Consider the following 25,090-nt stretch of genomic DNA (forward strand, 5'->3'; position numbering starts at 1 on the left):
CCTTCGGTTGCGGCCTGCGTTAACGGGCCACCCCCGGGTTGCCTCACATCCGACGCCTCTGACCGATGTCTTCCCCCGATCGCCCGTCCGTGCGCAAAGCCCTCGCCCTCGCGGCCACATTGGGCACTCTCGCCATGACCCGCGCGCTGATGCGGGACAGGCACGTCCCCCTGCCGACGGCCCTGCCCGGCCGCCGGGAAACCCTGTCGGCGCCCCAGGTCGGGACCGTGGCTTATTACGCCTCGCCGGAAGGGAGCGGGCGTCCTATCCTGCTAATCCATTCCATCAACGCCGCCGCCAGCGCCTACGAGACCCGACCTCTCTACCTGCACTACCGCGAGAACCGGCCGGTCTACGCCCTGGACCTCCCTGGGTTCGGTTTCTCCGACCGCAGCCGGCGGCGCTACACCCCGCGCCTCATGGCCGACGCGATCCATGCCGTGGCCGCGGAAATCCGCGCCCGCCACGGCGGTGAGACCATCGACGCCATCGCCCTCTCCCTGTCCTGCTCCTACCTCGCGAAGGCGTGCCTCGCCCGGCCGGCGGACTACGCGACGATCGGCCTGATCAGCCCCACCGGCTTCGACGGGCGCCTGTCGGGCGAGGGCCCCCCGGACGGGCACCGGGGCCGGGAGATTCTTCGCGATGTCCTCGATCGGCCATTGATCGGGCCGCTGTTATTTTCTGGACTGGCGAGCAAGGTGAGCATCCGGTTCTTCCTCGAGAAAACCTTCGGCGCGACGAAGATCGATGAGGGTCTGCTCGATTATGCCTATGCCACGGCGCACCAGCCGGGCGCCGAGCATGCGCCTTACTGCTTCATCGCCGGGCACCTGTTCCCGACGGATTCGACCCTGCTCTACGACCGGTTAAAACTGCCCGTCTGGATGGTGCACGGGCAGCGCGGCGACTTCGTCGATTATCGCCTCGCCCCGCGGTTCGCCGAGCGGCCCAATTGGCGGATCGACTCCCTGCCGACCGGTGCGCTGCCGCAATTCGAACGGCTGCGCGCGGTGACAGATTGCTACGATGGCTTCTTGGCTTCGATCAGGCCGTCGTCTCCGCGGGGGTGATGCGGTAGCGCAGCCAGACCGTGCCGTCGTCGAGACGTTCACAGGTCTCGAGGTCGAGCCGGCGACGCTTGCCCATTGAATCGGCTTCATCGCCCCGGAAGTCGAACACCGCGGGGGTGCCGGATACGCCATCGACGGCCGGTGCGAGCAGAAGGCTCAATTCGTCGATCACACCGGCCTTCAGCATCGAGCCGTTGATGTGACCCCCGCCCTCCACTAGCAGGCGCTCGATGCCGAACAGGGCCTTCAGCTTCCTTACGGCGAGGGCGAAATCGACCTCCCGCTCTCCGGCGAAAAGGTAGGATTGCCCCCCTGCCCGGAGGGCACGCAGGTGTTCGTCCGGCACCGATTCCGTCAGAACGACGACGATGTGATCGCCCGTGATGTCGTTACGGGCACCCCAATCGAGCCGCCCCCTGGCATCGAGGGCGACGGCGTAGCCGACAGCATCCCGCTTCGCGACGTGATCCTGCCGTGGAACGGGGGCGCCGTCATCGGCGGGCGTCTCCGGGAGCGGGTCTGCACTGTCGGCGTAGCCCTGCATCGTGATGCGTCCACACATCCAGGCATCGCCGTTCAGCTCGCCGTGGATGCGCTCGTAATGCCTGTCCGCATCGGCCAGCCAGCGGCGCACCTTGATCCGCCCGTCCACGGACGTGGTCATGTGGCAGATCACATGGGGCCGAACGCTGTGCGGAGTGGCGTCGTTCATGGAGGACTCGTGGCAATGGCTGCGGGAAGGCTCCGGTATCGCGCAGGGGGCGGCAATGGTTCCCGCGCAGGAGAGCATCCGGCATCTCCGTCTCGGAAAACGGCCTCAGCAGGGGTGGTCCGGCGCAGGTGCGCGGCCGATAGTATGACCGGGAAGGTGGACCCAGCAGTAGGATCGAACATGGCGACGCAACGCAAAGTCATCATCACCTGTGCAGTGACGGGGGCGATCCACACGCCCAGCATGTCGCCATATCTGCCCGTGTCGCCCGAAGAAATCGCCGATGCGGCCATTGGTGCGGCGGAAGCTGGGGCAGCCATCGTCCATCTTCACGCCCGCGACCCGCAGGATGGACGCCCGGACCAGACACCGGAGGCGTTCGCCAAGTTCCTGCCGGTGATCAAGCAGCGGTCCAACTGCGTCGTGAACCTCACGACCGGCGGCGCGCCGACCATGTCCATCGAGGAGCGGGTCCGCCCAGCCGCCACCTTCAAGCCGGAGGTGGCCTCGCTCAATCTCGGATCGATGAACTTCGGCCTCTTCGGCATGCTGGACCGGTTCAAGGATCTGAAGCACCAATGGGAGCGCGATTACCTCGGCAACAAGGACATCATCTTCCGCAACACGTTCGGGCAGATCGAGCACATCCTCACGACCTGCGGCCCCAACGGGACGCGGTTCGAGTTCGAATGCTATGACACAGCCCACCTCTACAATCTGAAGTACTTTTTCGACCGCGGCCTCGTGCAGGCGCCCCTGTTCATCCAGACCGTCTTCGGGCTCCAGGGCGGCATCGGCGCCCATCCGGACGACGTGATGCACATGAAACGCACCGCCGACCGGCTTTTCGGCGATCACTATCGCTGGTCGGTGCTCGGCGCAGGCCGCAACCAGATGACGATAGCCGCGATGGCGGCGGCAATGGGCGGCAACGTCCGGGTCGGGCTGGAAGACAGCCTGTGGGACGGGCCCGGCAAGCTCGCCGAGACCAACGCCGCTCAGGTGCGGCGGGTGCGCAGCATCATCGAAGGATTGGGCCTTGCGATCGCGAGCCCTGACGAGGCCCGGGAGATGCTGTCCCTGAAGGGCGGGGACAAGGTGGGTTTCTAATCCGAGCCAACCGTTGGTAGGGCGTTTTTAGGGACATTCGGATCATGCCGGGTCTCCCGGCTTTGCGAGCAAAGCGAAGCAATCCAGGGATCCGCCACACGCGGGCAAGCGCCGCCGCCCTGGGTTGCTTTGCAGCGCTCGCAAAGCCGGCGGAGGGTGTTTCCTGGGGAGGCCCAATCAGCCGTTAGGGCGTTCCGAACGCCCGGGTGAAGTCCTCCTCGTCCGCGCCGACGATCTCCAAGCGTTTCACCCGCGCCTGATGGCCGGCGACGATCCGCACTGCGCTGGCCGGAACCCTGAGCGTTGCGGCGATCAACCGTTCGAGGGCCTCGTTCGCCGCACCTTCGACCGGGGGCGAAGATACGCGGACCTTGAGGCATGGAGCGCCGTCCGCATCGCGGATCCAGCCTTCCACGGCATCCCGCCCGCCCTTCGGCGTCAGGCGCACGGTGAGGCGGGCGGCAGGCGCCGCCGCAGGAGCTTTCGCCACCGCCAGTCCCTTCAGAAGATCTTGCCCGGATTCAGCCGGTTATCCGGGTCCAGGGCGCGCTTGACCAGCCGCATGGTCGCAAGTTCCGCAGGCGAACGCGAAAGGGGAAGCTTGCCCCGCTTCTCCAGCCCGATGCCGTGCTCAGCCGAGACGGAGCCCTTCAACTCGGCCAGAGGCTCGTAGATCGCCGCGTCGATGGCAGCGTTGCCGGCGGCGTCGAGGCGTGTCGTGTTCCAGTGGAGGTTGTTGTCGCCGATATGTCCATAGACCACCGCCCGGCAGTCCGGGATGGCGTTGAGGCGCGCTAGAGCGCCTCTCACATAGCCGTCCATCCGGTCGAGCGGGACACTCACGTCGAAGGCACGGACGAGGCCATCGGCGTTCATGTTCTCCACCCGGTCGCGGATGCGCCACATCGCCTGCCGCTGATCTTCCGATGAGGCTAGCGCCGCGTCGAGAACGGTACCCTCGCCCATCAGCCTATCGAGCACATCGACGAACCTGTCGGTTTCCTCCGGAAGGCACTCCATTTCGATGATGGCATAGAACGCGTAGTCGGGCTTAAGCGGCGGCGTCGCCCGGCCGGGCTTGGTCATGAGCCGGTAGAAGTCGGGCCACAGCCCCTCGAAGGACGACACCCGCCCCTGGAAGGCCGCTTGCGCCGCCCGGAGCAGCCGGGCGCCTTCGTCTACGCCGGGGCAACCGACGAGGGCTGTGGCGTAACCGACCGGCTCCGGCCGGAGGCGCAGGACGGCCCTGGTCACGATCCCCAGCGTCCCTTCGGTCCCCAGAAAGAGCTGCTTCAGATCGAGACCGGTGTTGTTCTTGATGAGCGGGCGCATGGACGACACCACCGTCCCGTCTGCCAACACGGCTTCGAGGCCGAGGACTATGTCGCGCATCATCCCGTAGCGGAGGACGCGCAGGCCGCCCGCATTGGTCGATATGGTGCCGCCCACCGTCGCAGAGCCGCGGGCCCCCAGATCGAGGGGAAAGAACAGGCCGGCATTCCGGGCCGCATCCTGCACCGCTTCGATGGTGGCGCCGCTGCCCGCCACCATCGTCATGGCCAGGGGATCGGCCGGCTCGATGGTCGTCATCCGCTCAGTCGAGAGGGTGATCTGATCGGGGGCGCAGAGAATCCCGTCCACGAGGCCGGTGGCGCCACCCCGGGGCACGATGGTGACGCTCGCCTCGGCGCAGGCGGTCATTACCCGGCTGGTCTCTTCCGTGTCCCGCGGGCGCACGAGGGCGAGGGCCGCACAGGGCTCGGCCGGCCGCGTCCAGGCCGCCGGCCGGGAACGCAGCTCCTCCCCGGTCACGAGGCCGGAGGGCCCGACGATGGCGGAGAGACGGTCAAGGATCGCGGTTGAGGGTCTATCGCTCATGATGCTTCGGATATCACTGCCGCGTCGCTCCGTCCCCCGGGTCCAGCCGTCCCGCGCCGGAGGTCAGGCGAGTTTGCCGGTATATTTCTCCAGGATCGACCAACCTTCTTCGCCGTAGCGGCCCTTCCAATCGTTGTAGAAGCCGGCCTTCCGCAGCTTGTCACGGAAGGGGGCGGGGTCCGGCTTGTTGAAGACCATGCCGTTCTTGGTCAGGTCGTCCTGCAGGCTCGCGTTCAACTTGGCGACGTCTTCGCGCTCTTTCATCCCGGCGGCATTGATGTGCTTCGTCACCATGTCCCGAAGGTCCGGGGGCAGACGCTCGAAGGCCCGGCGATTCGCAAGGAACCAGTATCCGTCCCACATGTGGTTCGTGAGCGAACAGTATTTCTGCACTTCGTAGAACTTGGTCGTGGAGATGACCGCGAGGGGGTTTTCCTGGCCCTCGACGATCTTGGTCTGCAGTGCCGAATAGGTCTCGTTCAAGTTGATCGAAGTCGGCGCCGCGTCGAACGCCTTGAACATCGATGTCCAGAGCGGCGACACCGGCACCCGGATCTTAAAGCCCTTGAAGTCGTCCGGCATCGCGATGGGCCGCGTCGACGAGGTCGTCTGGCGGTAGCCGTTGTCCCAGATCTTCTCCATAGCGACGAGGTTCGCCTTGGCGATCTGGCCCCGGACCCAGGCCCCGAGTTCACCGTCCATCGCCGCCCAGACCTTGTCGTAGTCGGGAAAGGCGTAGCCGATGCCGTTGATCGAGGCGTTCGGCACCAGGGTGGACAGGATCAGCGGCGACATCGTGAAGAATTCGACGCCGCCGTTGCGCAGCTGGCTCAACGTATCCGTGTCGGACCCGAGCTGGCTGGAGGGGAAGACCTTCAGATCGAAGCGGCCGCCGCTCTCCGTGCGGAGGGCATCGGCCATTTCCCGGGCGCGCACATTCATCGGGTGCGTGTCGGGCAGGTTATTCGCGTATTTATAGGTAAACTCGGCCCGTTGTGCCCTGGCGACATGGGGCGACGCGACACCAGCGACCACCAGGGTGGAACCGGCCGACAGCAGGCGGCGGCGGGTAAAGAGCATGGCGAACGCCTTCCCGGTCGGGGCCCCTCGGGCCCGGCATTTCCTCGTCACCCACGGGTTGGCCCCGCGGATTTTGTATGCACCGCCATCGATAGTCGCGGCCAAGGTCGTGTCAATGCATCTTGAGCGTCGGTGGACCAGTGGCGGCGCGGTTGTCAGCGGCCCTGGATCGGGCCACGCTCAACCTGCGGATCTCGCCGCCGGGCCGAAGCCACGCTGAAGATGCAGAACTGTCTGATCCTGGACGACTACCAGAATGCCGCGCTCGGGCTGGCGGAGTGGACGCGCCTCGCCGGGCGCGTCGCCGTCGGTACGGTGACGGAGCATATTCCCGACCGCGACGCCCTGGTGGCGCGCCTCACGGATGCTGAGATCCTGGTCATCATGCGGGAGCGCACGCCCTTCCCCGCCGCTTTGCTGGAACGGTTGCCGCGGTTGAAGCTGCTCGTCACCAGCGGCATGCGCAACGCGTCCATCGACCTTGCGGCCGCGCGTGCCCGGGGCATCACCGTCTGCGGCACCGATTCGAGCCCGACGCCGCCCACGGAGCTGACCTGGGCGCTGATCCTCGGCCTTGCCCGTCACCTGCCCTTGGAGGTCGCGAACCTGCGTGGCGGCGGGCCGTGGCAGAGCACCATCGGCGCCGACTTGTCGGGGGCAACCCTCGGCATCCTCGGCCTCGGCAAAATCGGAGCGCGCGTCGCGCAGGCCGGGCGCGCGTTCGGGATGAATGTCGTCGCTTGGAGTCAGAACCTCACCGCCGGACAAGCTGAGGAGGCCGGGGTGGCGTTGGCGCCGTCGAAGGACGCTTTGTTCGAGGCGGCGGATTTCCTGACGCTTCACCTCGTCCTGAGCGACCGCAGCCGAAGTATCGTCGGCGAGGATGAGCTGCGGCGGATGCGGCCGAGCGCGTACCTCGTCAACACGTCCCGCGCCGGGCTCGTGGATCAGTCCGCGCTTCTGCGGGCGTTGGAGGAGGGCTGGATCGCCGGCGCCGGCCTCGACGTGTTTGAAACCGAGCCGCTGCCCGCAGACAGCCCGTTCCGCCGCCTGCCGAACGTCCTTGCCCTGCCCCACCTCGGCTACGTCTCGCGGGCGAACTACACGCGCTTCTTCACGCAGGCGGTGGAAGATATCGAGGCCTGGCTTGCCGGGGCGCCTGTCCGCTTGTTGGGCTGAGCGCCTTCAACCGGCCCGCGGGTCGAGGGCGTCGGTGAGGCCGTCGCCCAGCAGGTTCAGGCAGACCAACGTGGCGATCAGGAACGTGGCCGGCGCTGCGAGCATGTGGGGCGCCGCCTCGATGGCCCGCGCCCCCTCGGCGATCAACACGCCCCAGCTCGTCTCGGGCTCCTGCACGCCGAGCCCGAGGAACGACAGAAAGCTCTCGAGCAGGATGACCCGCGGCACGAGGAGCGTCGCCGCCACCGCCACTGGCCCAAGGGTGTTCGGCACCACGTGCCGCCGGATGATTCCCGCGGCGGGGAGGCCGAGGGCGCGCGCGGCGCGAACGAAGTCGCGTTCACGCAGGGATAGGGTCTGCGCCCGGACGATCCGCGCCATGTCGAGCCATTCGACGGCGGCGATGGCAAGCAGCATCAGGACGAGGCTCGCCCGGAAGAACACCAGCAGCTTGATGACGAAGAAGACGAAGGGCAGCGCGTAGAGCGCGTCCACCACCCGCATCATCGCCGCATCGACGGCCCCGCCCGCGAAGCCGGCCACCGCTCCGTAGGTGACGCCGATCAGGAGGGCCACCGCCGTCGCCGTCAGTCCGACCGCCAGGGAGATGCGCCCGGCCACGAGGCTACGCGTCAGCAGATCGCGCCCGTGGATATCGGTGCCGAGGAGGAAGCGGAGCCGCTTCACCGCAACTTCGAGGGTCAGGCGCCGCCCGTCGTCCTCATTTGCCGCGACGACGGCCGGGCCGAACAGGTCGGATCGCGGCAGGTAGACGAGGCTGCGCCGGTCGATGGGCTGGTCCGCGGCAAGGACGAGCCGCAGATTATCGCCGACGCGATCCGCCGCGACCACCCGGGCACGCATGCGGAACGCGATGCGGTTCAGGGCGGGTGTGAGATGCGCCGCATCCGGCTGCGGTGTCAGCCCGGCCGGCAACTGGCGGAGGTCGGGATAGAAGCGGTCCGGCGCATGACCCGTCAGGGCAGGGCCGACGAGGCAGGCCGCCGCAAGGAGCGTCAGGACGACGAGGGCCGTTATCGCTCCACGCTCGCGCACCAATCGCCCGAGGAACTGCCGCCCGGGCCCGCCCTGCCCGCTCATGCGTCCGTCCGCAGGCGTGGATCGAGCCATGCGCAGGCGAGGTCGGCGGCGAGGTTCAGGACGATGACGAGGGCCGCCACCAGCAGCACCACGCCCATGACCAAAGTGTAGTCCCGATTGAGCGCGCCCTCGACGAAATAGCGCCCGATCCCGGGCAGTCCGAAGATCGTTTCGACGACGACCGACCCGGTGAGAAGGGCGGCGGCGAGCGGTCCGAGATAGGCCACCACGGGCAAGAGGGCGCCCCGGAGCGCGTGTCTAACAACCCGGCCTGGCGGGAGTCCGAACGCGCGCATGGTCCGGATCGGCTGGGTGCGAAGCACTTCCCCGAGGGAGGCGCGGGTCAGCCGCGCCAGGGCGCCGACCTGCGGCAGGGCGAGGGTGGCGACGGGCAGCACGAGGTGGCGCGGGTCGCCGTCCTCCCAGCCGCTCAGGGGAAGCCATCGAAGGGTCAGCCCAAAGGCGATCTGAAGCAGCGGGGCGACAACGAAGCTCGGCAAGGACAGTGTGAGCGCGGCGGACAGACCGATGGCGCGGTCGATCCATCCGCCCCGACGCAGGGCGGCGGCGCAGCCCAAGCCGATGCCGAGACAGCAGGAGACGGCGAGCGCCAGCACTCCAAGGGTCGCTGAGACGGGTAAACCACGGCCGATCAGCCCCGCCACAGTCATGTCCCGGAACGAGAAGGAGGGTCCGAGATCCCCCCTTATCAGGGAGGCGAGGTAGCTGCCGAACTGCACGATGAGCGGCCTGTCGAGACCATAGACCTTCCGCAGATTCTCCATCGCCGCCGGAGAGAGGGGCCGCTCGAGATCGAACGGCCCACCGGGCGCGAGGCGCATGAGGAAGAAGCTCACGGCGACGACGGCCAACAAAGTCGGCACACCTTGCCCCAACCGCCGCAGGACAAGCCCGATCACGCGACGAGGCTCAGGTAGCGGGTGGGTGCCGCGTTCCGAAGGTTGGGATGGTAGCCACGAAGCCGCGGGGCGATGAGCGCCTTCGTTCGGTAGTGCATCAGCGGAATCCAGGGCAGCTCGCGCAAGGCGATCGCTTCAGCGGCGTAGAGAAGGTTGGCGCGCCGTGTCAGATCCATTTCCCGGGCAGCCTCGGCCAGGAGCCGGTCGTATTCCGCATCCGACCAGTGCCCGGCATTGAACCCGTCATTGCCGGTCTGGAGCAGGAAAAGAAAATTCTGCGGGTCCGAATAGTCGGCCACCCACGACATCCGAGCGATATCGAAATCACCCCCGTCGCGGAGATAGGCGAAATGCGTCTTTGCATCCGTGTAGACGAAACGGGTGACGACGCCGAGATCGCGCCACATCTCCGCAAGCGCCACCGCCGTATTGCGGTTATTGTCGCTCATGTTGAAGCGATACTCGACGTGAAGCGGATTGGTCTTCGGATCGTAGCCCGCTGCCGCGAGCAACCCCCTCGCCTCCTCCTCATGGTCGATGGGAAGACCCTTGCGCCCCTCGATTTCGGGGGGCGTGCGGTAATGGTCGAGGCCGTCCGGGCAGAGGGAGTAGGCCGGGCTCATCGTGCCGCCGAAGATCGCTTCAGCGAGGTATTCCCGGTCGATCACCAGGGATAACGCGCGCCGCACGCGGACATCCGTGAACGGCCGCTTGCGCGTGTTGAGGGCAAGCGCCGCAAGGCCGAGCGCCGGCCCGAGCACCACCTGCGTACCGAACCGCGCGCGCAGGGTATCCATCTGGTCGCCCGGCAGGTCGGACAGGGAATCGATCTCGCCGGCGGCATAGCGGCGGACGGCCCCCGAGAGATCTGGAGTGGGCACATAGGCGATCCGGCTAATCGCCACCGAACCCGCATCCGGGTGATGGGGATTGACCTCCAGCAGAATCCGGTCGCCCGGAACGCGATCCACGAGCCGGTAGGGACCGTTCGTGACGAGGTTGCCCGGCCTCGTGAAGGCCTCGCCGTAACGGGCGATGGAGGCAGCGTGGACGGGCGCCGCCGTCTGGTGGGTCAGGAGTTCGAGGAAATAGGGTGTCGGCTGTTCAAGACGGATCTCCACGGTGGCGGGATCGAGGGCGGCGACACCCAGGTTCACGACCGGCCTCTCACCGCGGTTCACGGCTGCAGCCCCGGCAATTGGATAGAGAACTTCGGCGTACTTGGCCCCCGTCGCCGGATCCATGATCCGTCGAAGGGAGAAGACGAAGTCGTCCGCTGTGACGGCGTCACCGTTTGACCAGCGGCCGTCCGGCCGCAGGGTGAAGCGGTAGGTCATGCCATCGGCCGAGGCGGACCAGTCCTTCGCTGCGCCAGACACGATGGCGCCGCGGTTGTCGTAGGTGAGAAGCCCGTCGCAGAGGTCGCGCAGCAGATGCGCCTCCGCGACCGTCGAGGACTTATGCGGATCGAGCGTTTCAGGATCGGCATCGTTGCCCCGGCGGTACAGGGTATCCGCCGCGGCGGCGGCCGGGCCGTACAGGGCGAGTGCGGTGGAGCCGGCGAGCCAGTCCCGCCGCCGCAGGCGCATCAGGCGCCGGTCTCGGCCTTGAGCCCCGCGGCTTCGATGCCGGCCACGGCGCAGATCTCGTCGTTGTCGGAGGTATCGCCCGAGATGCCGACGGCGCCAAGCAGCCGCCCCTCGGCCGATCGGACGAGCACGCCGCCGGGCACCGGCACCAGGGCCGCGGGTCCTGCGACATGGCTGACGGCCGCGATGAAGTAGGGTTGGGCCTCTGCGCGGGCATGGAGCGCCCGCGTGCCCAGGCCGAGGGCTAACGCGCCATTCGCCTTGCCGCAGGCGATCTCCGCGCGGCGGAGGGAGGTCCCGTCCTCGACCTCCACGCATTTCAGCGCGCCGCGCGCATCGTACACGACCACCGCCATAGGCTTCAGCCCATGTTCCCGCGCCGTGGCTAGGGCTTTGGCCACGATGGTGCGGGCGGCATCGAGGGAGAGGTCGATCATCGGCTCGGGATTCCGGAACTAGGTCTGCGACAGGCGGGAGAAGGCAGCCCCGGCGACCTGCGCCAGAACTTCCAATCGCCTGACCGTAGCATGGTCCGGTTCGACATAGGCACACCAATAGGCGCCCAGGGCGGCCACCGGTTCCGGTGCGCCCATCGGCACCATGGCAAGGCTGCGCATGGACGTCCGGTGATAGGCGATCTGGGGAACGCGGGGGTCGCCCTCGAGATCGGGAATGACCACCGACTCCCGGTTCAGCATTGCCCAGCCGGAGACGCACTCGGTCATTGGGAAACGGGCGCCCCGCCAAAGGGGCTCGATCGCATCCTCGGCGACATAATGGCAGACGCCATCCACGCGGAGGACCACGGCGATTCCATCCGACCCCACGATGTCGCGGGCGGTATCACACAGGACGGCGGCCACTTCGTCGATGGAGCGCGCAGCCGCTAGCCGCTTCGCGGCTACAGCCAACCTCATCCCCTGGTCATCTTCGCAATCGATTGTCAGCAACATTGAGAAACTCGCGATGAACCATCGCTGCAAGGGATCTCACGACCCTCGCACATCTACAGTCCATAAAGCCGGAATGCGTCAAACCCGTTCCACGGCTAAGCTATCGCCACGGTGCGTCGCTCGTCGTCGCGCCCGCGACACACCCGTTAAAAACCGCACGAAGGATGCGCCTGATATTCAATTATATGGGTATCATTACCTAAAGCAGCGTTCCCCTGATCCCATCGGCGATGGTCGCAAAAGTTTGCGGGACGGCGTACGCATCGGGCTCAATCGCGATCCGATGATCAACACCGATCACCTCGCCGCGCATGCCGCGGCGTGATTGACGCTTCAACGGTTTGCCAGCCTCGTGCAACATGCCGGGGCAAGGAAGCTCCGCTGAACCAAATTCCGTAACGGCAGGATATGATCGCAACCTTCGGCCTCGCTTTCGTCGCGGGCATCCTTTCGGTGCTTTCGCCTTGCGTATTGCCGCTTCTGCCGCTGGTGCTCGGCGCGGCGGCGTCCGAGCATCGGCTCGGCCCGGCTGCCCTGGCCGCGGGGCTCGCCCTGTCCTTCGTGGCCATCGGCCTGTTCGTGGCAACGATCGGTTTCGCCATTGGTCTGGATGCCGGCCTCTTCCGGACGGGCGCGGCCATCATGCTGATCCTCGTCGGACTCGTGCTGATGCTCCCGGTCGCCCAGACCCGGTTGGCCGCCGCCGCGGGACCGGTGAGCGACTGGACCGAACGTCGCTTCGGCGGCTTCTCGACCGCAGGTCTGCCCGGTCAGTTCGGCGTGGGGCTGCTCCTCGGCGCGGTGTGGAGCCCCTGCGTCGGGCCGACATTGGGCGCCGCCTCGCTCCTCGCCTCGCAGGGGCGGGACCTCGGGGTGGTGGGGCTGACGATGCTGCTCTTCGGCCTTGGAGCGGCTCTGCCGCTCCTTCTGCTCGGGACCTTATCCCGCGAATTGCTGATGCGTTGGCGCGACCGCATGATGGGCGCCGGCAAGGGGATGAAGGCCGCCCTCGGCCTGATTCTCATTTGTACGGGTTTCATGATCGCGACCGGCCTCGATAAGACCGCCGAGGCCGCTTTGGTCGAGGCATCTCCGGACTGGCTTACGACTCTCACGACACGCCTGTGACAGCCGTCCCCGTATCAAAGTCGGGTCAATACAACTTTTGCTAATATTCTCGCGCCGATTTCGGCGAATTTCGCAATCTTCGTGAGACATTGACGCGCCTGATACGCGGCTTAAGGATCGCGGGAGATGCGTCGCTGAGTCGGCCGGTCCGGCCTTCCCCCGGCCATCCGCCACGGGGAGCGTTCCGATGCTGGCCGATCATCTCCCGAGCGCCATCGATCTCGCCCGCAGTCAGTTTGCCTTCACCGTCGTCTGGCACTTCCTGTTCCCGGCCTTCACCATCGGTCTTGCCAGCTATCTTGCCGTGCTGGAGGCGTTCTGGCTCGCCACGGACCGGGACGTCTTCCTCGATACCTACCGCTACTGGCTGAAGATCTTCGCTGTCGCCTTCGCCATGGGTGTCGTGTCGGGGCTGGTGATGAGCTATCAATTCGGCACCAACTGGTCGGTCTTTTCGGACAAGACCGCCCCGGTGCTGGGGCCGCTCCTCGGATATGAGGTCCTCACCGCCTTCTTCCTGGAAGCAGGCTTCCTCGGCGTGATGCTGTTCGGGCTCGAGCGGGTGGGGCCGCGGCTTCACTTCCTGGCGACCTCCCTCGTGGCAGGGGGCACGCTGTTGTCGGCGTTCTGGATACTGTCGGCCAATTCCTGGATGCAGACCCCGGCCAGTTACGTCGTTGACCCGGACGGACGCTTCGTGCCGGAGAGCTGGTGGGGGGTGATCTTCAACCCCTCCTTCCCCTATCGCTTCGCCCACACCGTCACTGCCGCCTACCTGACGACGGCGATGATCGTGGGCGCCGTCGGAGCGTGGCACCTGCTCCGCGACCGCACCAACCCCCGTGCCCGCCTGATGTTCTCGATGGCGATGTGGATGGCGGCCCTCGTCGCCCCCGTGCAGCTCGTGCTCGGCGATCTTCACGGCGGCAATACCTACCATCACCAGCCCGCCAAAGTCGCGGCGATGGAAGGCCACTTCGATAGCGTCACCCGCGCCCCATCGATCCTGTTCGGCTGGCCGGATGCGCAGGCGGCTGAGACCCGCTACGAGATCGGCATTCCCGGCCTCGCCAGCCTCTACCTCGCCCATGATCTCGATGCGAAGATCACCGGGCTGAAGGATCTTCCGCGGGATACGTGGCCCACAAACCTTCCGCTGGTGTTCTGGGCTTTCCGGGCGATGGTGGGGCTCGGCCTCCTAATGATCGGCCTCGGCCTGTGGTCGCTGTATCTCCGCTTCCGGGGGCAGCTTTTCGAAGCGCCGTGGCTGCATCGCTTCGCCGTCGCGATGGGGCCGTCCGGGCTGATGGCGGTGACGGCCGGTTGGGTGGTGACCGAAGCCGGTCGCCAGCCTTTCACGGTCTATGGGCTGTTGCGCACGGCGGAGAGTCACTCGCCCATCGCAGCCCCCGCCGTCGCCGCTTCGCTCGCGGCCTTCGCCCTGGTCTACTTCGTCGTCTTCGGGGCGGGCATCTGGTACCTGCTGCGCCTGTTCAATCAGACGCCAAGGCCGCACGAGGCCGGGCCGCCCATCGGACAGCCGGTCCGGACTGCGGGCATCACCCCCGCGCCCGCACTCGCGGCCGAATGAGGAGGCGTCGATGGAGCTCGACCTCACCCTGATCTGGGCCTTGCTGATCGCCACGGCCGTGTTCCTCTACGTGGCCATGGACGGGTTCGATCTTGGCCTCGGGATCCTGTTTCCCGCGGTGCGCGGCAAAGCCGAGCGGGATGTCATGGTGAATTCGGTCGCCCCCGTCTGGGACGGCAACGAGACCTGGCTCGTGCTCGGGGGCGGCGGGCTCTTCGCCGTCTTCCCGTTGGCCTACGCCACGATCCTGCCCGCCTTGTACATGCCGCTCATCCTGATGCTGCTCGCGCTGGTGTTCCGGGGCGTGGCGTTCGAGATGCGCTTCCGGATGGTCACGCCCCGGGGCCAGCTCTGGTGGGACCGGGCCTTCTCCTGGGGGAGCTACGTCGCGGCCTTCTGCCAGGGCATCGCGCTGGGCGCCTTCGTTCAAGGCATCAGAATCGAGGGCCGCGCCTATGCCGGCGGCTGGTGGGACTGGCTGACGCCCTTCTCCCTGATCACCGGGCTGTCCCTGGTGGTGGGCTATGGCCTGCTGGGCGCGTGCTGGCTGATCTGGAAGACGAGCGGCGAGTTGCAGATCCGGGCCTACCGCCTCGCCAAGCCTCTCGCGATCGCAACGCTTCTTCTCATCGCCCTCATCTCGGCGACGATGCTCGCCGTCAGCGTGCCTTTCCGCGATCGCTGGCTCGGCTTGCCCGGGATGCTCATCGGGGCACCGGTGCCGATCCTCGTCGGCCTCCTGGCGTGGCGGTTCGCCCATGCCCTGGAGCGCAGGGAAGAGATTTCTCCCTTCCTCTGTGCCCTGGGTATCTTCCTTCTGTCGTATATTGGCCTCGGAATCAGCATGTGGCCGCACATCGTGCCGCCGAGCGTCACCATCTGGCAGGCGGCGACGCATCCGAAATCCCAGGCGTTCCTGCTCTATGGCGCGGCGGTGCTGATCCCGCTGGTGCTGGCCTACACCGCCTATGTCTACTGGCTGTTCCGCGGAAAGGTCACAGCCGATGCCGGGTACCACTGATGCGCAAGCTCGGCTGGTTCGTCCTGCTCTGGGCGATGAGCGTCGCGAGCCTGACGGCGCTCGCCCTCCCCTTGCGATGGCTGCTGAAGGCCGTCTGACCCAGCGCGAGCTCTGGCAACGTCGAACTCCGTCGTCGAATCGGCATCGACAAACATCACTTTTCAGCGGGCCATCCGAAGAAGGGATCTCAGGCCTCGCGCACGACGCGGATCAGTCCGTCGCCATGCTCGTCCGGGTCGAGGATGAAGGCACCGGCTTCAAGGTTTGCCTGGAGGAATGCCACATGGGCGGGGGTGATGGCTTGGCCCGGCAGCAACCGTGGGATGGCGGGGGGCACGATCGCCACTGACTGTCCCGCGATCCGTCCCGCGGCGTGCGCGTAGGGCACGCGGTCGAACTTCGCTGCGGCAGCCCGCGGGGGTGGGAGCGCCGGTGCCGACGCCATCGCAGGCTGGAGGGATGCGTAACCCGGCGCATCGTCGGGCACGCGATGGAATCGGTCGTCACCGTCCTTGGCTGCGACCAAGAGGTCGCGGATGCCCTGGACGAGGCGGTTGGCATCCTGCTCGGTCGTACCGAGCGAGAAACTGAAGCCGATATGGCGCAGGTCACCAAGCACAGCGCTCACGCGGCGTTCGGCCTGGAGCCACTCGTCCGCCTCGTAGCCCGATAGGCCGAGCTTGCGCACATCCAGGATCAGGAAGGTGGGGTCGAGGTCGTGTGCACCCGGGCCGCCGATCATCTCCCGGCCGTAGACCGCGACGTCAGTGAGATCGGACAAGCGGTCGCGAACCGACGCGGCGAGGTCGATCACGCGCCCCCAGAGGTGCTGGCCGTCCGCGACGTGCGCACGGCGTGTGGCGTCGAGCGACGCAAGGATCGGCACGGACGGGCTCGTGCACTGAAGCATCTCGAACGCCCACACGAACCGCTCACGGTCGATCAAATCGCCGGTCACCAGCATGAACGAGCCCTGCGCCAACGCGCCCATGGTCTTGTGCACGCTGACGACCATGGCATCCGCGCCCTGGCGCAACGGGTTTTCCGGCAAGCGGTCGCAGAACGGATAGGCAGCTCCCCAGGCGGCATCGACGATCAGAGGAACGCCGCGCGCGTGGCAGATCTCCGCGAGGGCCGGGATATCGCTGGTCACGCCGAAGAAGGTGGGACTGATGACGAGTGCCGCCTTCGCGGCGGGATGAGCGTCGAGGAGGCGAGCGAGCGTTTCGGGGTCGGTGCCGTGCTCGACGTCACGCTCGCGATCGATCACCGGAGGGATCGTCACGAGATTGACGCCGGCAAAGACCGCTGTGCTGAACGCGGCCTTGTGGGCATTGCCCGCGATCAGCACCGTGTCGCCGGGGCCTGCGACGGCCGCGATCGCGGTCTGGATGCTCTGTGTCGAACCGCCGGTCGAGAATCGGCAGAGATCCGCACCCCAGGCTTCGGCCGCGAGGCGATAGGCCTGCTGCATCACACCGAAGGATTCCGTGCGGTCGTCGAGACCCTTCGGCGTCAGTACGTCGGCTTGAAAGGCCTGCTTCACGAGAAGGGCAACCACATCGGCCGAAGCGGCACGCCCCTCGTCATGACCCGGGCCGCCGAAGCCCGCGATATTGCCCCGCTCGACAGCCGCCAAGGCATCAAGGATCGGCGCGTTCGACTGGTCCATGCTCTGTTTCGCTCCCCCGTTTGTATCGATCGCCGTGTCCCGCCGGCGGGGCTCTGCCGGTCGACTGGCATGACGTGTCATGTGCAAACCGCCGGGTTCCGGCGATGATCGAAAGGATGCCGTCGCAAACGGTGCCCCCGATCGCCCCAAATGCCGACTGCATCGACGCGCGATGCCGTGTGAGCGTCTTCGGAAAACTGCATGAGGCCAGATGTATGAAAGTAGCAGCGATTGGCTGTGCCTTGAGCAACCGCACGTCCGCCGTCGCGTTCCTGGCGTCTTAGCCGCGCCACCTGCGACATTTTGCAGTGATGCGGGCTACAGTACGAGACACCCGATAGTGAAAAATCCCGACGTCCCATTCAATATTCGATCGTTCGGCGGCTGAGCAGGAACGTTATTGTGAAGTCCGCTTCAGCGCCGTTCCCCCGCGCGGGCAGTGAACCCGAATTTAGACAGGCGACCACGGGCGCAGTGTGCGCCTGCCTTTCTTCAGCGGTTCCCAACAGTTGACCAAGGGTGACCCGCGACGCGCAGGCTCGTGTCCCTTCCCGCTCATGCCAGTCGCTTATTTGCACGCACCGGGGGCGGGAAACTTTGGTGGCCTGCGGTCGGTTGGCCCCACGGACAAGGTGGGATGCTATGACCGAACTGACTTCACTCAATGCCGGCAACGGCGGTGAGACGCACCAGACTGCCGACGACGATCACCCCGTGCTGACGACGAACCACGGCACGCCGGTCTCCGACAACCAGAACCAGCTCAAGGCGGGACCGCGTGGTCCTGTTCTCCTCGAGGACGAGGTCTACCGCGAGAAGATCAACCACTTCGATCACGAGCGCATCCCGGAGCGGATCGTCCATGCGCGCGGATCCGCAGCGCACGGCTACTTCGAGTGCACGGAGAGCCTCGCGGACATCACGGTCGCGGACCTCTTCCAGCGCAAGGGGCAGCGCACGGAGGTGTTCACCCGGTTCTCGACGGTGGCGGGCGGCGCGGGCTCGATCGATACGCCGCGGGATGTGCGCGGCTTTGCCGTGAAGTTCTACACCCGCGAAGGCAACTGGGATCTCGTCGGCAACAACATCCCGGTATTCTTCATTCAGGACGCGATCAAATTCCCGGACCTGATTCACGCCGCGAAAATGGAAGCCGATCGGGGCTATCCCCAGGCCGCCACGGCGCACGATACCTTCTGGGATTTCATCAGCCTGATGCCCGAATCGACCCACATGATCATGTGGGCCATGTCGGACCGGACGCTCCCGCGTACTTTCGCCAATATGGAAGGCTTCGGCGTCCACACCTTCCGGTTCATCAATAAGGAAGGGAAGAGCACCTTCGTCAAGTTTCACTGGAAGCCGAAGGCCGGCCTTGCGTCGACCATCTGGGACGAGACCGTCAAGATCGCCGGTGCAGACCCGGACTTCCAGCGCCGGGACCTCTTCGACCGCATCGGCCGCGGCGACTATCCGACTTGGGAACTAGGTGTGCAGCTGTTCGACGAGGCCTTCGCCAACAGCCAGCCCTATGACGTCCTCGATGCGACCAAGATCATCCCCGAGGAAGTACTGCCGGTGAAGATCGTCGGGCGCATGGTGCTCGACCGCTACCCGGACAACTACTTCGCCGAAACAGAGCAGGCGGCTTTCGTGCCGAGCCATGTCGTGCCGGGCATCGGCTTCTCCAACGATCCGCTGCTGCAGGGCCGCCTGTTCAGCTACACGGATACGCAGCTCTCGCGCCTGGGATCAGTGAATTTCCACCAGCTCCCGATCAACTCGGCGAAGGGACGTGCCGCGGCCGCCGGTTGCCCGTTCATGAACCAGCAGCGGGATGGCCACATGCAGATGGCCGTGCCGAAGGGCCGCGCCAACTACGAGCCCAATAGCCTTGCCAAGGCTGGTGAGCCCGGCGGCGCCCGCGAGGATGCCACGAAGGGCTATGTGACCTTCCCCTCGGAAGAGGAAGGCCAGAAGCTCCGCATCAGGCCGGAAAGCTTCGCCGATCACTATAGCCAAGCGAGGCTGTTCTTCCGGTCAATGGACCCGGCCGAACAGGCGCACATCGCCTCGGCGCTGGTGTTCGAGCTGTCCAAGGTCAGCCTCGAGCACATCCGGGTGGCGATGCTCGCCAACCTTCGTAATGTCGACGAGGATCTGGCGACGCGCGTTGCCGACGGGCTCGCCCTGGATCTGCCCCCCGCTTCGCCGACAGCCGCGCCGGTGCAGGAGATGGCCCCCTCGCCGGCCCTGCGCATCATTCGCGGTCCGTTGGAGCGGCATACGCTGGAAGGGCGGACTGTCGGCATCCTGATCGCCGACGGGACGGATGCGGCCGAGCTCAAATCGCTGAAGAAGGCGATCAAGGCGGCAGGCGGCCATGCGATGACGATTGCTCCGAAGGTGGGCAAGGTGCCCCTGTCGGACGGATCGGCCATCGCCGCCGACGCGCAGCTGTTCGGGCAGCCGTCGGTCACCGTCGATGCCTGCGCGGTGGTTCTCTCCGAGAAAGCCGCGGGCAAACTCGTCAAGGAGGCCGCCGCGGTCCAGTGGGTGATGGATGCCTTCGGCCACCTCAAGGCCATCGGCTTCAATGCCGCCGCCAAGCCGTTGCTCGATAAGGCCGGCGTCGAGGCGGATGAAGGTGTGACCGATCTCGGCGACTTCGTGGAAGCTGCGAAGAAGCGGTATTGGGATCGCGAGCCCAACGTCCGCACCTTGGCCTGATCAAGTGTGGCAGGTTGGACGGCTGCATGGGCCGCCCAACCTGCCGCTGGCCATCCCATCCTAGTTCATCACCGTGGAAAGGTCTGCGGACCTCCACCGCGTGGCCTGGGGCGCCCATTGGTGATACCGACTATCCAGGGGAACGCGCTGCGGGTGATTGATTGAACCTTCTGCCTGCCCCCGTACCGACCATTTGAGCTTACTATTTTAGTGAAGCAGCGAACCGGGCGCTGACAGTAGCACGCGCGAACGCTACCGTTCCGCCCGCCGGGCCTTCACCCGGGGCCACGAAGCTTCGACCGACCCGATGAGTGACACAGGTAGCAGCCAGCACGGTGACGCGGAGGCACGGATCTCGACGGGCGTTCCCGGCCTCGACGATATTCTCGGCGGCGGGCTCACCCCAAGCCGACTCTACCTCTTGGAAGGCACACCGGGCACCGGTAAGACGACTTTGGCGCTTCAGTTCCTCCGGGAAGGCAGCGCGCGCAACGAGCATACGCTCTACATCACCCTGTCCGAAACGGCCGACGAACTCCGGGCGGCTGCCGCGACCCACGGTTGGACACTGGACGACATCGACGTCTACGAACTCGTCGATGAGATGGGTCTCGACCCCGACAGCGAGCAGTCGATCCTGCACCCCTCCGAGATCGAACTCGGTGAGACCGTCAAGGAGGTCATCGCCAGGGTCGAGGAGACGAAACCCTCCCGCGTCGTGTTCGATAGCCTCTCGGAGCTACGGCTGCTGGCCCAGAACCCCTTGCGTTACCGTCGCCAGATCCTGGCCCTGAAGCGTTTCTTCGCCAAGCGTGACTGTACCGTGCTGATGCTCGACGACAAGACATCGGAGACCGGCGATGTCCAGCTTCACAGCATCGCGCACGGCGTGGTGTCGCTGGAACAAGCGGCCCGGGAATTCGGCGCCGAACGTCGCCGGCTGCGTATCGTCAAGATGCGGGGAATCAAGTTTCGCGGCGGTTACCATGACTTCGCGCTGGAGACCGGCGGTATTGAGGTCTACCCGCGGCTGATCGCGGCCGAGCATCATGCGACGTTCGATTCCGCGGGCAAGTCGACGGGATCAGCAGAACTCGATCTGCTGCTTGGCGGCGGACTCATTCCCGGTACCAACACGCTGCTGCTCGGGCCGTCCGGCGTCGGCAAGACGACCACCGCCATACGCTGCATGCTGACCGCCCTTGAGCGCGGGGAAGCCGCAACGTACTTCCTCTTCGACGAAGGGCTGCCGACCCTGCTCACGCGCTCCGCGCTCCTCGGCATGGACTTGAGTCCGCATATCGATGCCGGGCGCTTGACCATCACGCAGATCGATCCCGCCGAATTGTCGCCCGGCGAGTTCGCCTCTGTCGTCCGCGCCGCTGTGGAAAGCCACGGCTCGTCGTTCATCGCCCTGGACAGCCTCAACGCCTACTTGCACGCGATGCCTGGCGAGGAATTTTTGATCTTACAGATGCACGAACTCCTGACCTATCTGAACCAGAAGGGCGCCACCACGCTCCTGGTGCTGGGTCAGCACGGCATCGTCGGCGAGGTCCGCAGCGACGTCGATTTGAGCTACCTCAGCGACTGTATCCTGCTGTTCCGCTTCTTTGAAGCGAAGGGCGAGGTCCGCACGGCCATCTCGGTAGTCAAGAGCCGCGTTAATGCCCATGAGCGGTCCATCCGCGAGCTGCGTCTGGGACATGGCGGGCTCCGGGTCGGCGAGGCGCTCGGTGATTTCGAGGGTGTGCTCACCGGCTTGCCCGCCTATCGCGGCAATGTCGCCCTGCTGTCCGGGGCGTCGGACGGCGCGACACGGTGACGGGCCCGGCCGCATTGGAGGATCGGATCCTCGTCTTCGCGCCACGGGGCCGCGACGGGGTCGTCATCGAACAGGTGCTGTCCCGCTCGGGCAACGCGGTTGCGGTTTGTGCGAACTCGGCGGAATGGGTGGCGGCCATCAAGTCCGGCGCCGGCGTGGCCCTCGTCACCGAAGAGGCGCTGGCCGATGGCGAGCCGGCCGGATTGTTCACGTGGCTGGACGCCCAGCCGCCGTGGTCCGATTTCCCCTTCATCGTTCTCGCGACACGGCAGGCCGGCCGTCGCCCGGCGCGGGCCGCGGAGGCGCTCAGCCGCCTCGGCAACGTGGTTCTGCTCGAACGCCCGATCAATGCGGAGACCCTAGCGAGCGCGGTGGCGTCCGCCCTGCGGGGGCGGCGGCGTCAGTATCAGGCCCGCGGACATTTGCTCGCCCTTGAGGGCGCCCAGGATCAGCTTCGTCGCGCGAACGAAGAACTGGAGTGCCGGGTCGCCGAGCGCACGCAGGAAGTCGAGACCGCGCGCGAAACCCTCGCGTTCGCCCTGGATGCAGCCGGAATGGCGTCCTGGGATCTCGATTATGTGGTCGGGACGTCCCGCCGGTCTCCGCGGTTCGATGCGATCTTCGGCTATGGCGCAGCGAGACCGGCATGGGATCGCGACAGCTTCCTCGCCCACGTCGTGGCGGAGGACCGGGGCGCGGTCGAGGCGGCGTTCGCCGCGGTCGTCGACTCGGGGAAGCTCGACTTGGAATGCCGCATCCGCCGTGCCGACGGCACGGTCCGCTGGGTTGCGATGCAGGGGCATTTGAAACGTGACGAGTTCGGCAAGCCGCTGCGGATTGCCGGCATTCTGATGGACCGTACCGACCAGCGCCTGACGGAGGAGGCCCTGCGCCAAGCCCAGAAGATGGAAGCGATCGGGCAGCTGACCGGCGGTGTCGCGCACGACTTCAACAACCTGCTCACCGTCATCGTCGGCGGTCTCGACATGATGTTGCGGAGGCCTGAGCAGGTCGACCGCGTCAAACGCCTGGCCGAGGCCGCGATGGGCGCGGCCCGGCGCGGCGAGCAACTCACCCAGCAACTTCTAGCCTTCTCGCGGCGGCAGATGCTGCGGCCGCAAACGCTCAACCCGAACCGCTTGCTGATCGACTTCAAACCGCTCGCCGAAAGGGCGGCGGGCGCAGCCGTCGAGTTAGCCTTCGATCTCGATCCCGCCCTCGATCCCATTCGCATCGATCCGGCGCAGTTCGAGGCGGCCGTGTTGAACCTTATCGTGAATGCCCGCGACGCCATGGAAGGCTCCAACGGCCATACCCGTGTCGCCGTGACGAGCCGCAACGTGCATCTAGGAACGGCCGCCGTCGCCGATCATGGCGTGCCGCCCGGGCCTTACATCGTGATCTCGGTCAGCGACACCGGTTCCGGAATCCCCCCGGACAAGCTCCAGCGCGTGTTCGAACCGTTCTTCACCACCAAGGAGGTGGGCAAGGGGACGGGCCTGGGCTTGAGCCAGGTCTATGGGTTCACGCGCAGCGCCAAAGGCTTCACGCGGATCGAGTCGCAGGTTGGAACGGGCACCACGGTGAGCCTCTACTTCCCGCGCTCGACGGATCCCGCCGGCGACGAAGCGGGGACGGGCTCGACGAGCGCCATACCCCTGCGCCGGGCCGGCGACGGCGAGGTCATCCTACTGGTCGAGGACGATCAGCAGGTGCTCGCGATGGCCGTCGAGAGCCTGGAGGAGCTGCATTACAGGGTGATCGTCGCCCACAATGCGGCCGAGGCGTTGACGCATCTGCACGGTGTCGAGCGCATCGATATCCTGTTCTCGGACGTCGTCATGCCCGGCGGCATGAATGGATCGCAGCTCGCCCTGGAGGCGCAACGGGTGCGACCGGGCATCAAGGTTCTGCTGACCTCCGGCTACGTCGCCAATCTCGATGAAGGACAGATGATCGGACGAGGCGAGCTGCCGGTGCTGAACAAACCCTACCGCCGCGATGAGCTAGCCCGATCGCTAAGGCTCGTACTCGGGAGTTAGCCCAGGACCCCAGCGGAGGAAGGGCCCCGCCGTCTGTACAAGCGACCAAGGCCAGTAAGACGCCTAAGAGCACAGCGCAGCATTGAATCGCTTCGCCCTGCCGGAATTGACTAGGCTGGCTTGGGGTGAGCCCTGACTCAAGCGTTCTCGGGTTGATCTGGTTCGCCCGCTTCACCGTCTTTGCGAGCGACAGCGAAGCAATCCAGGGCAGCGGAACATGACCGGACGTGGAGGATCGCTGGATTGCTTCGCTTCGCTCGCAAAGACGGTAGAAGCGGCATGCTCTGAGTGTTCCAGCAAACGCTTCAGCCTGCCATCCCGATCTGGTCGACAAGGGCCGCCCGTGCCCTGCTGACACGGCTCTTGACGGTCCCGACCTGACACCCGAGCAGGGAGGCTACTTCCTCGTAGGTCCTCCCTTCGGCACCGACCATCAGGAGTGCCTGCCGCTGAGCCGCGGGCAGGTTACCGATCTTGTCCCAGACCACTTTCAGGGTGCTGGCATCCTCCTGGTCCGCGGGGGACATGAGCTTTGCAGCAAGCACGCCCTCGGCGTCTTCGACCTCACGCTTGTGTTTTCGCATTTCCGAGTAGCGCTGGTTGCGCAGGATCGTGAAGAGCCATGCCGTGAAGTTCGTCCCCGGCGTGAAGTGGTGCCACTTTGTCCAGGCCCGCGCGAAGGTTTCCTGCACGAGGTCGTCGGCGCAGCTGACATCTCCCGTCAGCGACAGCGCGAAGGTGCGCAGCGCCGGCAGCGCTCGAATCAGATCGTCTCGGAACTCGTTCGCGACCGTCCGACCCTGCCGACCCTGAGCCGCTTCGAAGCGAGCCACGAGGCCCGCGAGCGCTGACGGCAACGGTTCATCCTGAATCGCGCTGAGATATGAACGCAGCGGCTCTGCGAGATAAGTGGTCAGCTCGTGCGTAAGTAATTCACGTCCCGCTGCCAGATCGTCAGGGCTGATAAGTCCTTGCAATTCGCACAGCATGCTGAAACGTGCCCTGTACCGACAAGCTGGGCTTTTATACCTCTTCCAATTTCGATATCAATCGAAACGTGAATGCATGCTGAACGATCACGAGGCCTTAACCGTACTGTCCGCACTGGCGCAGGCCACACGTTTGCGGGTCATGCGAGCCTTGCTACGCAATCATCCCACAGGTTTGCCTGCGGGTCGTATCGCCGCCGTGGTCGAAGGCACTCCCTCGACGCTGTCGTTTCATCTATCTCAGTTGGAACAGGCCGGCTTGGTGAAGTCGCGGCGTCAGGCGAACTCAGTGATCTATACGGCAGTGCCTTACGCACTGGGCGGCCTGGTGACGTACTTGATGGACGAGTGCTGCGGCGGCAGGCCGGAACTGTGCGCAGACATTGGCTGGGTGCCGTCCGGCGCTTCTTCGACCAAGGCCACCCCCTGCTGCGGTCCATCTTCGACGAAAGATTAGTCCTCTCCAAAGCGGCCCAGCGTCTGGCGATTGGGCGATC

General features: G+C 66.0%; 23 protein-coding genes. 11 read left to right on the top strand and 12 right to left on the bottom strand.

Going from position 1 to position 25,090, the window contains the following annotated elements; translation table 11 throughout:
* The first annotated feature begins 65 nt into the window (after positions 1-65).
* Complete coding sequence (locus tag MFF22_RS15010; RefSeq protein WP_370877519.1) at positions 66-1,073, top strand: alpha/beta fold hydrolase; 1,008 nt, start codon at positions 66-68, stop codon at positions 1,071-1,073.
* On the opposite strand, the gene MFF22_RS15015 is transcribed toward MFF22_RS15010, so the two are convergent.
* Positions 1,048-1,785 carry a dihydrofolate reductase family protein gene (locus tag MFF22_RS15015; protein ID WP_238249763.1) on the bottom strand — a complete coding sequence of 246 codons (738 nt, stop codon included), beginning with the start codon at positions 1,783-1,785 and terminating at the stop codon, positions 1,048-1,050. The two genes, MFF22_RS15010 and MFF22_RS15015, sit on opposite strands and share 26 nt — an antisense overlap.
* 180 nt (positions 1,786-1,965) lie before the next feature.
* On the opposite strand from MFF22_RS15015, the gene kce reads away from it, so the two are divergent.
* The gene (gene kce, locus MFF22_RS15020; RefSeq protein ID WP_238249764.1) at positions 1,966-2,895 is read left to right on the top strand and encodes a 3,5-dioxohexanoate:acetyl-CoA acetone transferase; all 930 of its coding nucleotides are present in this window, start codon (positions 1,966-1,968) and stop codon (positions 2,893-2,895) included.
* A 184-nt stretch (positions 2,896-3,079) separates the two neighbouring features.
* Here the strand turns inward: kce and MFF22_RS15025 are convergent, their stop codons facing one another.
* From MFF22_RS15025 to MFF22_RS15035, 3 genes are all read right to left on the bottom strand, one after another.
* Positions 3,080-3,385, bottom strand: coding sequence for a DUF167 domain-containing protein (locus MFF22_RS15025; protein WP_238249765.1), 306 nt, complete (start codon positions 3,383-3,385; stop codon positions 3,080-3,082).
* 11 nt (positions 3,386-3,396) lie between these two features.
* Positions 3,397-4,773, bottom strand: a complete 1,377-nt coding sequence (locus tag MFF22_RS15030; protein WP_238249766.1) for an FAD-binding oxidoreductase — start codon at positions 4,771-4,773, stop codon at positions 3,397-3,399.
* Between the two features lie 63 nt (positions 4,774-4,836).
* Positions 4,837-5,853 (bottom strand): TRAP transporter substrate-binding protein, encoded by a 1,017-nt coding sequence (locus tag MFF22_RS15035; protein ID WP_238249767.1) that lies wholly within the window; start codon positions 5,851-5,853, stop codon positions 4,837-4,839.
* Between the two features lie 222 nt (positions 5,854-6,075).
* On the opposite strand from MFF22_RS15035, the gene MFF22_RS15040 reads away from it, so the two are divergent.
* Complete coding sequence (locus MFF22_RS15040) at positions 6,076-7,032, top strand: D-2-hydroxyacid dehydrogenase family protein (protein ID WP_238249768.1); 957 nt, start codon at positions 6,076-6,078, stop codon at positions 7,030-7,032.
* Between the two features lie 6 nt (positions 7,033-7,038).
* Here the strand turns inward: MFF22_RS15040 and MFF22_RS15045 are convergent, their stop codons facing one another.
* From MFF22_RS15045 to MFF22_RS15070, 6 genes are all read right to left on the bottom strand, one after another.
* Positions 7,039-8,133 (bottom strand): ABC transporter permease, encoded by a 1,095-nt coding sequence (locus MFF22_RS15045; RefSeq protein ID WP_238249769.1) that lies wholly within the window; start codon positions 8,131-8,133, stop codon positions 7,039-7,041.
* Positions 8,130-9,053 (bottom strand): ABC transporter permease, encoded by a 924-nt coding sequence (locus MFF22_RS15050; protein ID WP_238249770.1) that lies wholly within the window; start codon positions 9,051-9,053, stop codon positions 8,130-8,132. The genes MFF22_RS15045 and MFF22_RS15050 overlap by 4 nt, the downstream gene beginning before the upstream one ends.
* Positions 9,050-10,642, bottom strand: a complete 1,593-nt coding sequence (locus MFF22_RS15055) for a peptide ABC transporter substrate-binding protein (RefSeq protein WP_238249771.1) — start codon at positions 10,640-10,642, stop codon at positions 9,050-9,052. The genes MFF22_RS15050 and MFF22_RS15055 overlap by 4 nt, the downstream gene beginning before the upstream one ends.
* Complete coding sequence (locus tag MFF22_RS15060) at positions 10,642-11,079, bottom strand: GlcG/HbpS family heme-binding protein (protein WP_238249772.1); 438 nt, start codon at positions 11,077-11,079, stop codon at positions 10,642-10,644. The genes MFF22_RS15055 and MFF22_RS15060 overlap by 1 nt, the downstream gene beginning before the upstream one ends.
* A gap of 18 nt (positions 11,080-11,097) precedes the next feature.
* On the bottom strand, positions 11,098-11,559 hold the full coding sequence (locus MFF22_RS15065) for a GAF domain-containing protein (protein ID WP_238249773.1): 462 nt from the start codon (positions 11,557-11,559) through the stop codon (positions 11,098-11,100).
* Positions 11,560-11,794: 235 nt separating this feature from the next.
* Positions 11,795-11,956 carry a hypothetical protein gene (locus MFF22_RS15070; protein ID WP_238249774.1) on the bottom strand — a complete coding sequence of 54 codons (162 nt, stop codon included), beginning with the start codon at positions 11,954-11,956 and terminating at the stop codon, positions 11,795-11,797.
* A 47-nt stretch (positions 11,957-12,003) separates the two neighbouring features.
* On the opposite strand from MFF22_RS15070, the gene MFF22_RS15075 reads away from it, so the two are divergent.
* The 4 genes from MFF22_RS15075 (at position 12,004) to MFF22_RS15090 (ending at position 15,433) form a co-directional block, all read left to right on the top strand.
* The gene (locus tag MFF22_RS15075; RefSeq protein WP_238249775.1) at positions 12,004-12,723 is read left to right on the top strand and encodes a cytochrome c biogenesis CcdA family protein; all 720 of its coding nucleotides are present in this window, start codon (positions 12,004-12,006) and stop codon (positions 12,721-12,723) included.
* A gap of 187 nt (positions 12,724-12,910) precedes the next feature.
* Positions 12,911-14,314 carry a cytochrome ubiquinol oxidase subunit I gene (locus tag MFF22_RS15080; protein WP_238249776.1) on the top strand — a complete coding sequence of 468 codons (1,404 nt, stop codon included), beginning with the start codon at positions 12,911-12,913 and terminating at the stop codon, positions 14,312-14,314.
* Positions 14,315-14,324: 10 nt separating this feature from the next.
* Complete coding sequence (gene cydB, locus MFF22_RS15085) at positions 14,325-15,335, top strand: cytochrome d ubiquinol oxidase subunit II (RefSeq protein ID WP_238249777.1); 1,011 nt, start codon at positions 14,325-14,327, stop codon at positions 15,333-15,335.
* Positions 15,335-15,433 (top strand): DUF2474 family protein, encoded by a 99-nt coding sequence (locus tag MFF22_RS15090; protein ID WP_238249778.1) that lies wholly within the window; start codon positions 15,335-15,337, stop codon positions 15,431-15,433. The genes cydB and MFF22_RS15090 overlap by 1 nt, the downstream gene beginning before the upstream one ends.
* 89 nt (positions 15,434-15,522) lie before the next feature.
* On the opposite strand, the gene MFF22_RS15095 is transcribed toward MFF22_RS15090, so the two are convergent.
* Positions 15,523-17,157, bottom strand: a complete 1,635-nt coding sequence (locus MFF22_RS15095) for an aminotransferase class I/II-fold pyridoxal phosphate-dependent enzyme (RefSeq protein WP_238249779.1) — start codon at positions 17,155-17,157, stop codon at positions 15,523-15,525.
* 492 nt (positions 17,158-17,649) lie between these two features.
* Between MFF22_RS15095 and MFF22_RS15100 the strand changes: the two genes are divergently transcribed.
* The 3 genes from MFF22_RS15100 (at position 17,650) to MFF22_RS15110 (ending at position 23,604) form a co-directional block, all read left to right on the top strand.
* Positions 17,650-19,737 (top strand): catalase, encoded by a 2,088-nt coding sequence (locus MFF22_RS15100; RefSeq protein WP_238249810.1) that lies wholly within the window; start codon positions 17,650-17,652, stop codon positions 19,735-19,737.
* A gap of 307 nt (positions 19,738-20,044) precedes the next feature.
* On the top strand, positions 20,045-21,562 hold the full coding sequence (locus MFF22_RS15105) for a DUF7125 family protein (protein WP_238249780.1): 1,518 nt from the start codon (positions 20,045-20,047) through the stop codon (positions 21,560-21,562).
* A complete protein-coding gene (locus tag MFF22_RS15110) occupies positions 21,559-23,604 on the top strand; it encodes a hybrid sensor histidine kinase/response regulator (protein WP_238249781.1) in 2,046 nt (681 codons plus the stop codon). The genes MFF22_RS15105 and MFF22_RS15110 overlap by 4 nt, the downstream gene beginning before the upstream one ends.
* A gap of 305 nt (positions 23,605-23,909) precedes the next feature.
* Here the strand turns inward: MFF22_RS15110 and MFF22_RS15115 are convergent, their stop codons facing one another.
* Complete coding sequence (locus MFF22_RS15115; RefSeq protein WP_238249782.1) at positions 23,910-24,593, bottom strand: sigma-70 family RNA polymerase sigma factor; 684 nt, start codon at positions 24,591-24,593, stop codon at positions 23,910-23,912.
* 76 nt (positions 24,594-24,669) lie between these two features.
* Between MFF22_RS15115 and MFF22_RS15120 the strand changes: the two genes are divergently transcribed.
* Positions 24,670-25,050 (top strand): ArsR/SmtB family transcription factor, encoded by a 381-nt coding sequence (locus tag MFF22_RS15120; RefSeq protein ID WP_370877518.1) that lies wholly within the window; start codon positions 24,670-24,672, stop codon positions 25,048-25,050.
* Positions 25,051-25,090 lie beyond the last annotated feature (40 nt).

Source organism: Methylobacterium persicinum, assembly GCF_022179525.1.
GTDB lineage: Bacteria > Pseudomonadota > Alphaproteobacteria > Rhizobiales > Beijerinckiaceae > Methylobacterium > Methylobacterium persicinum.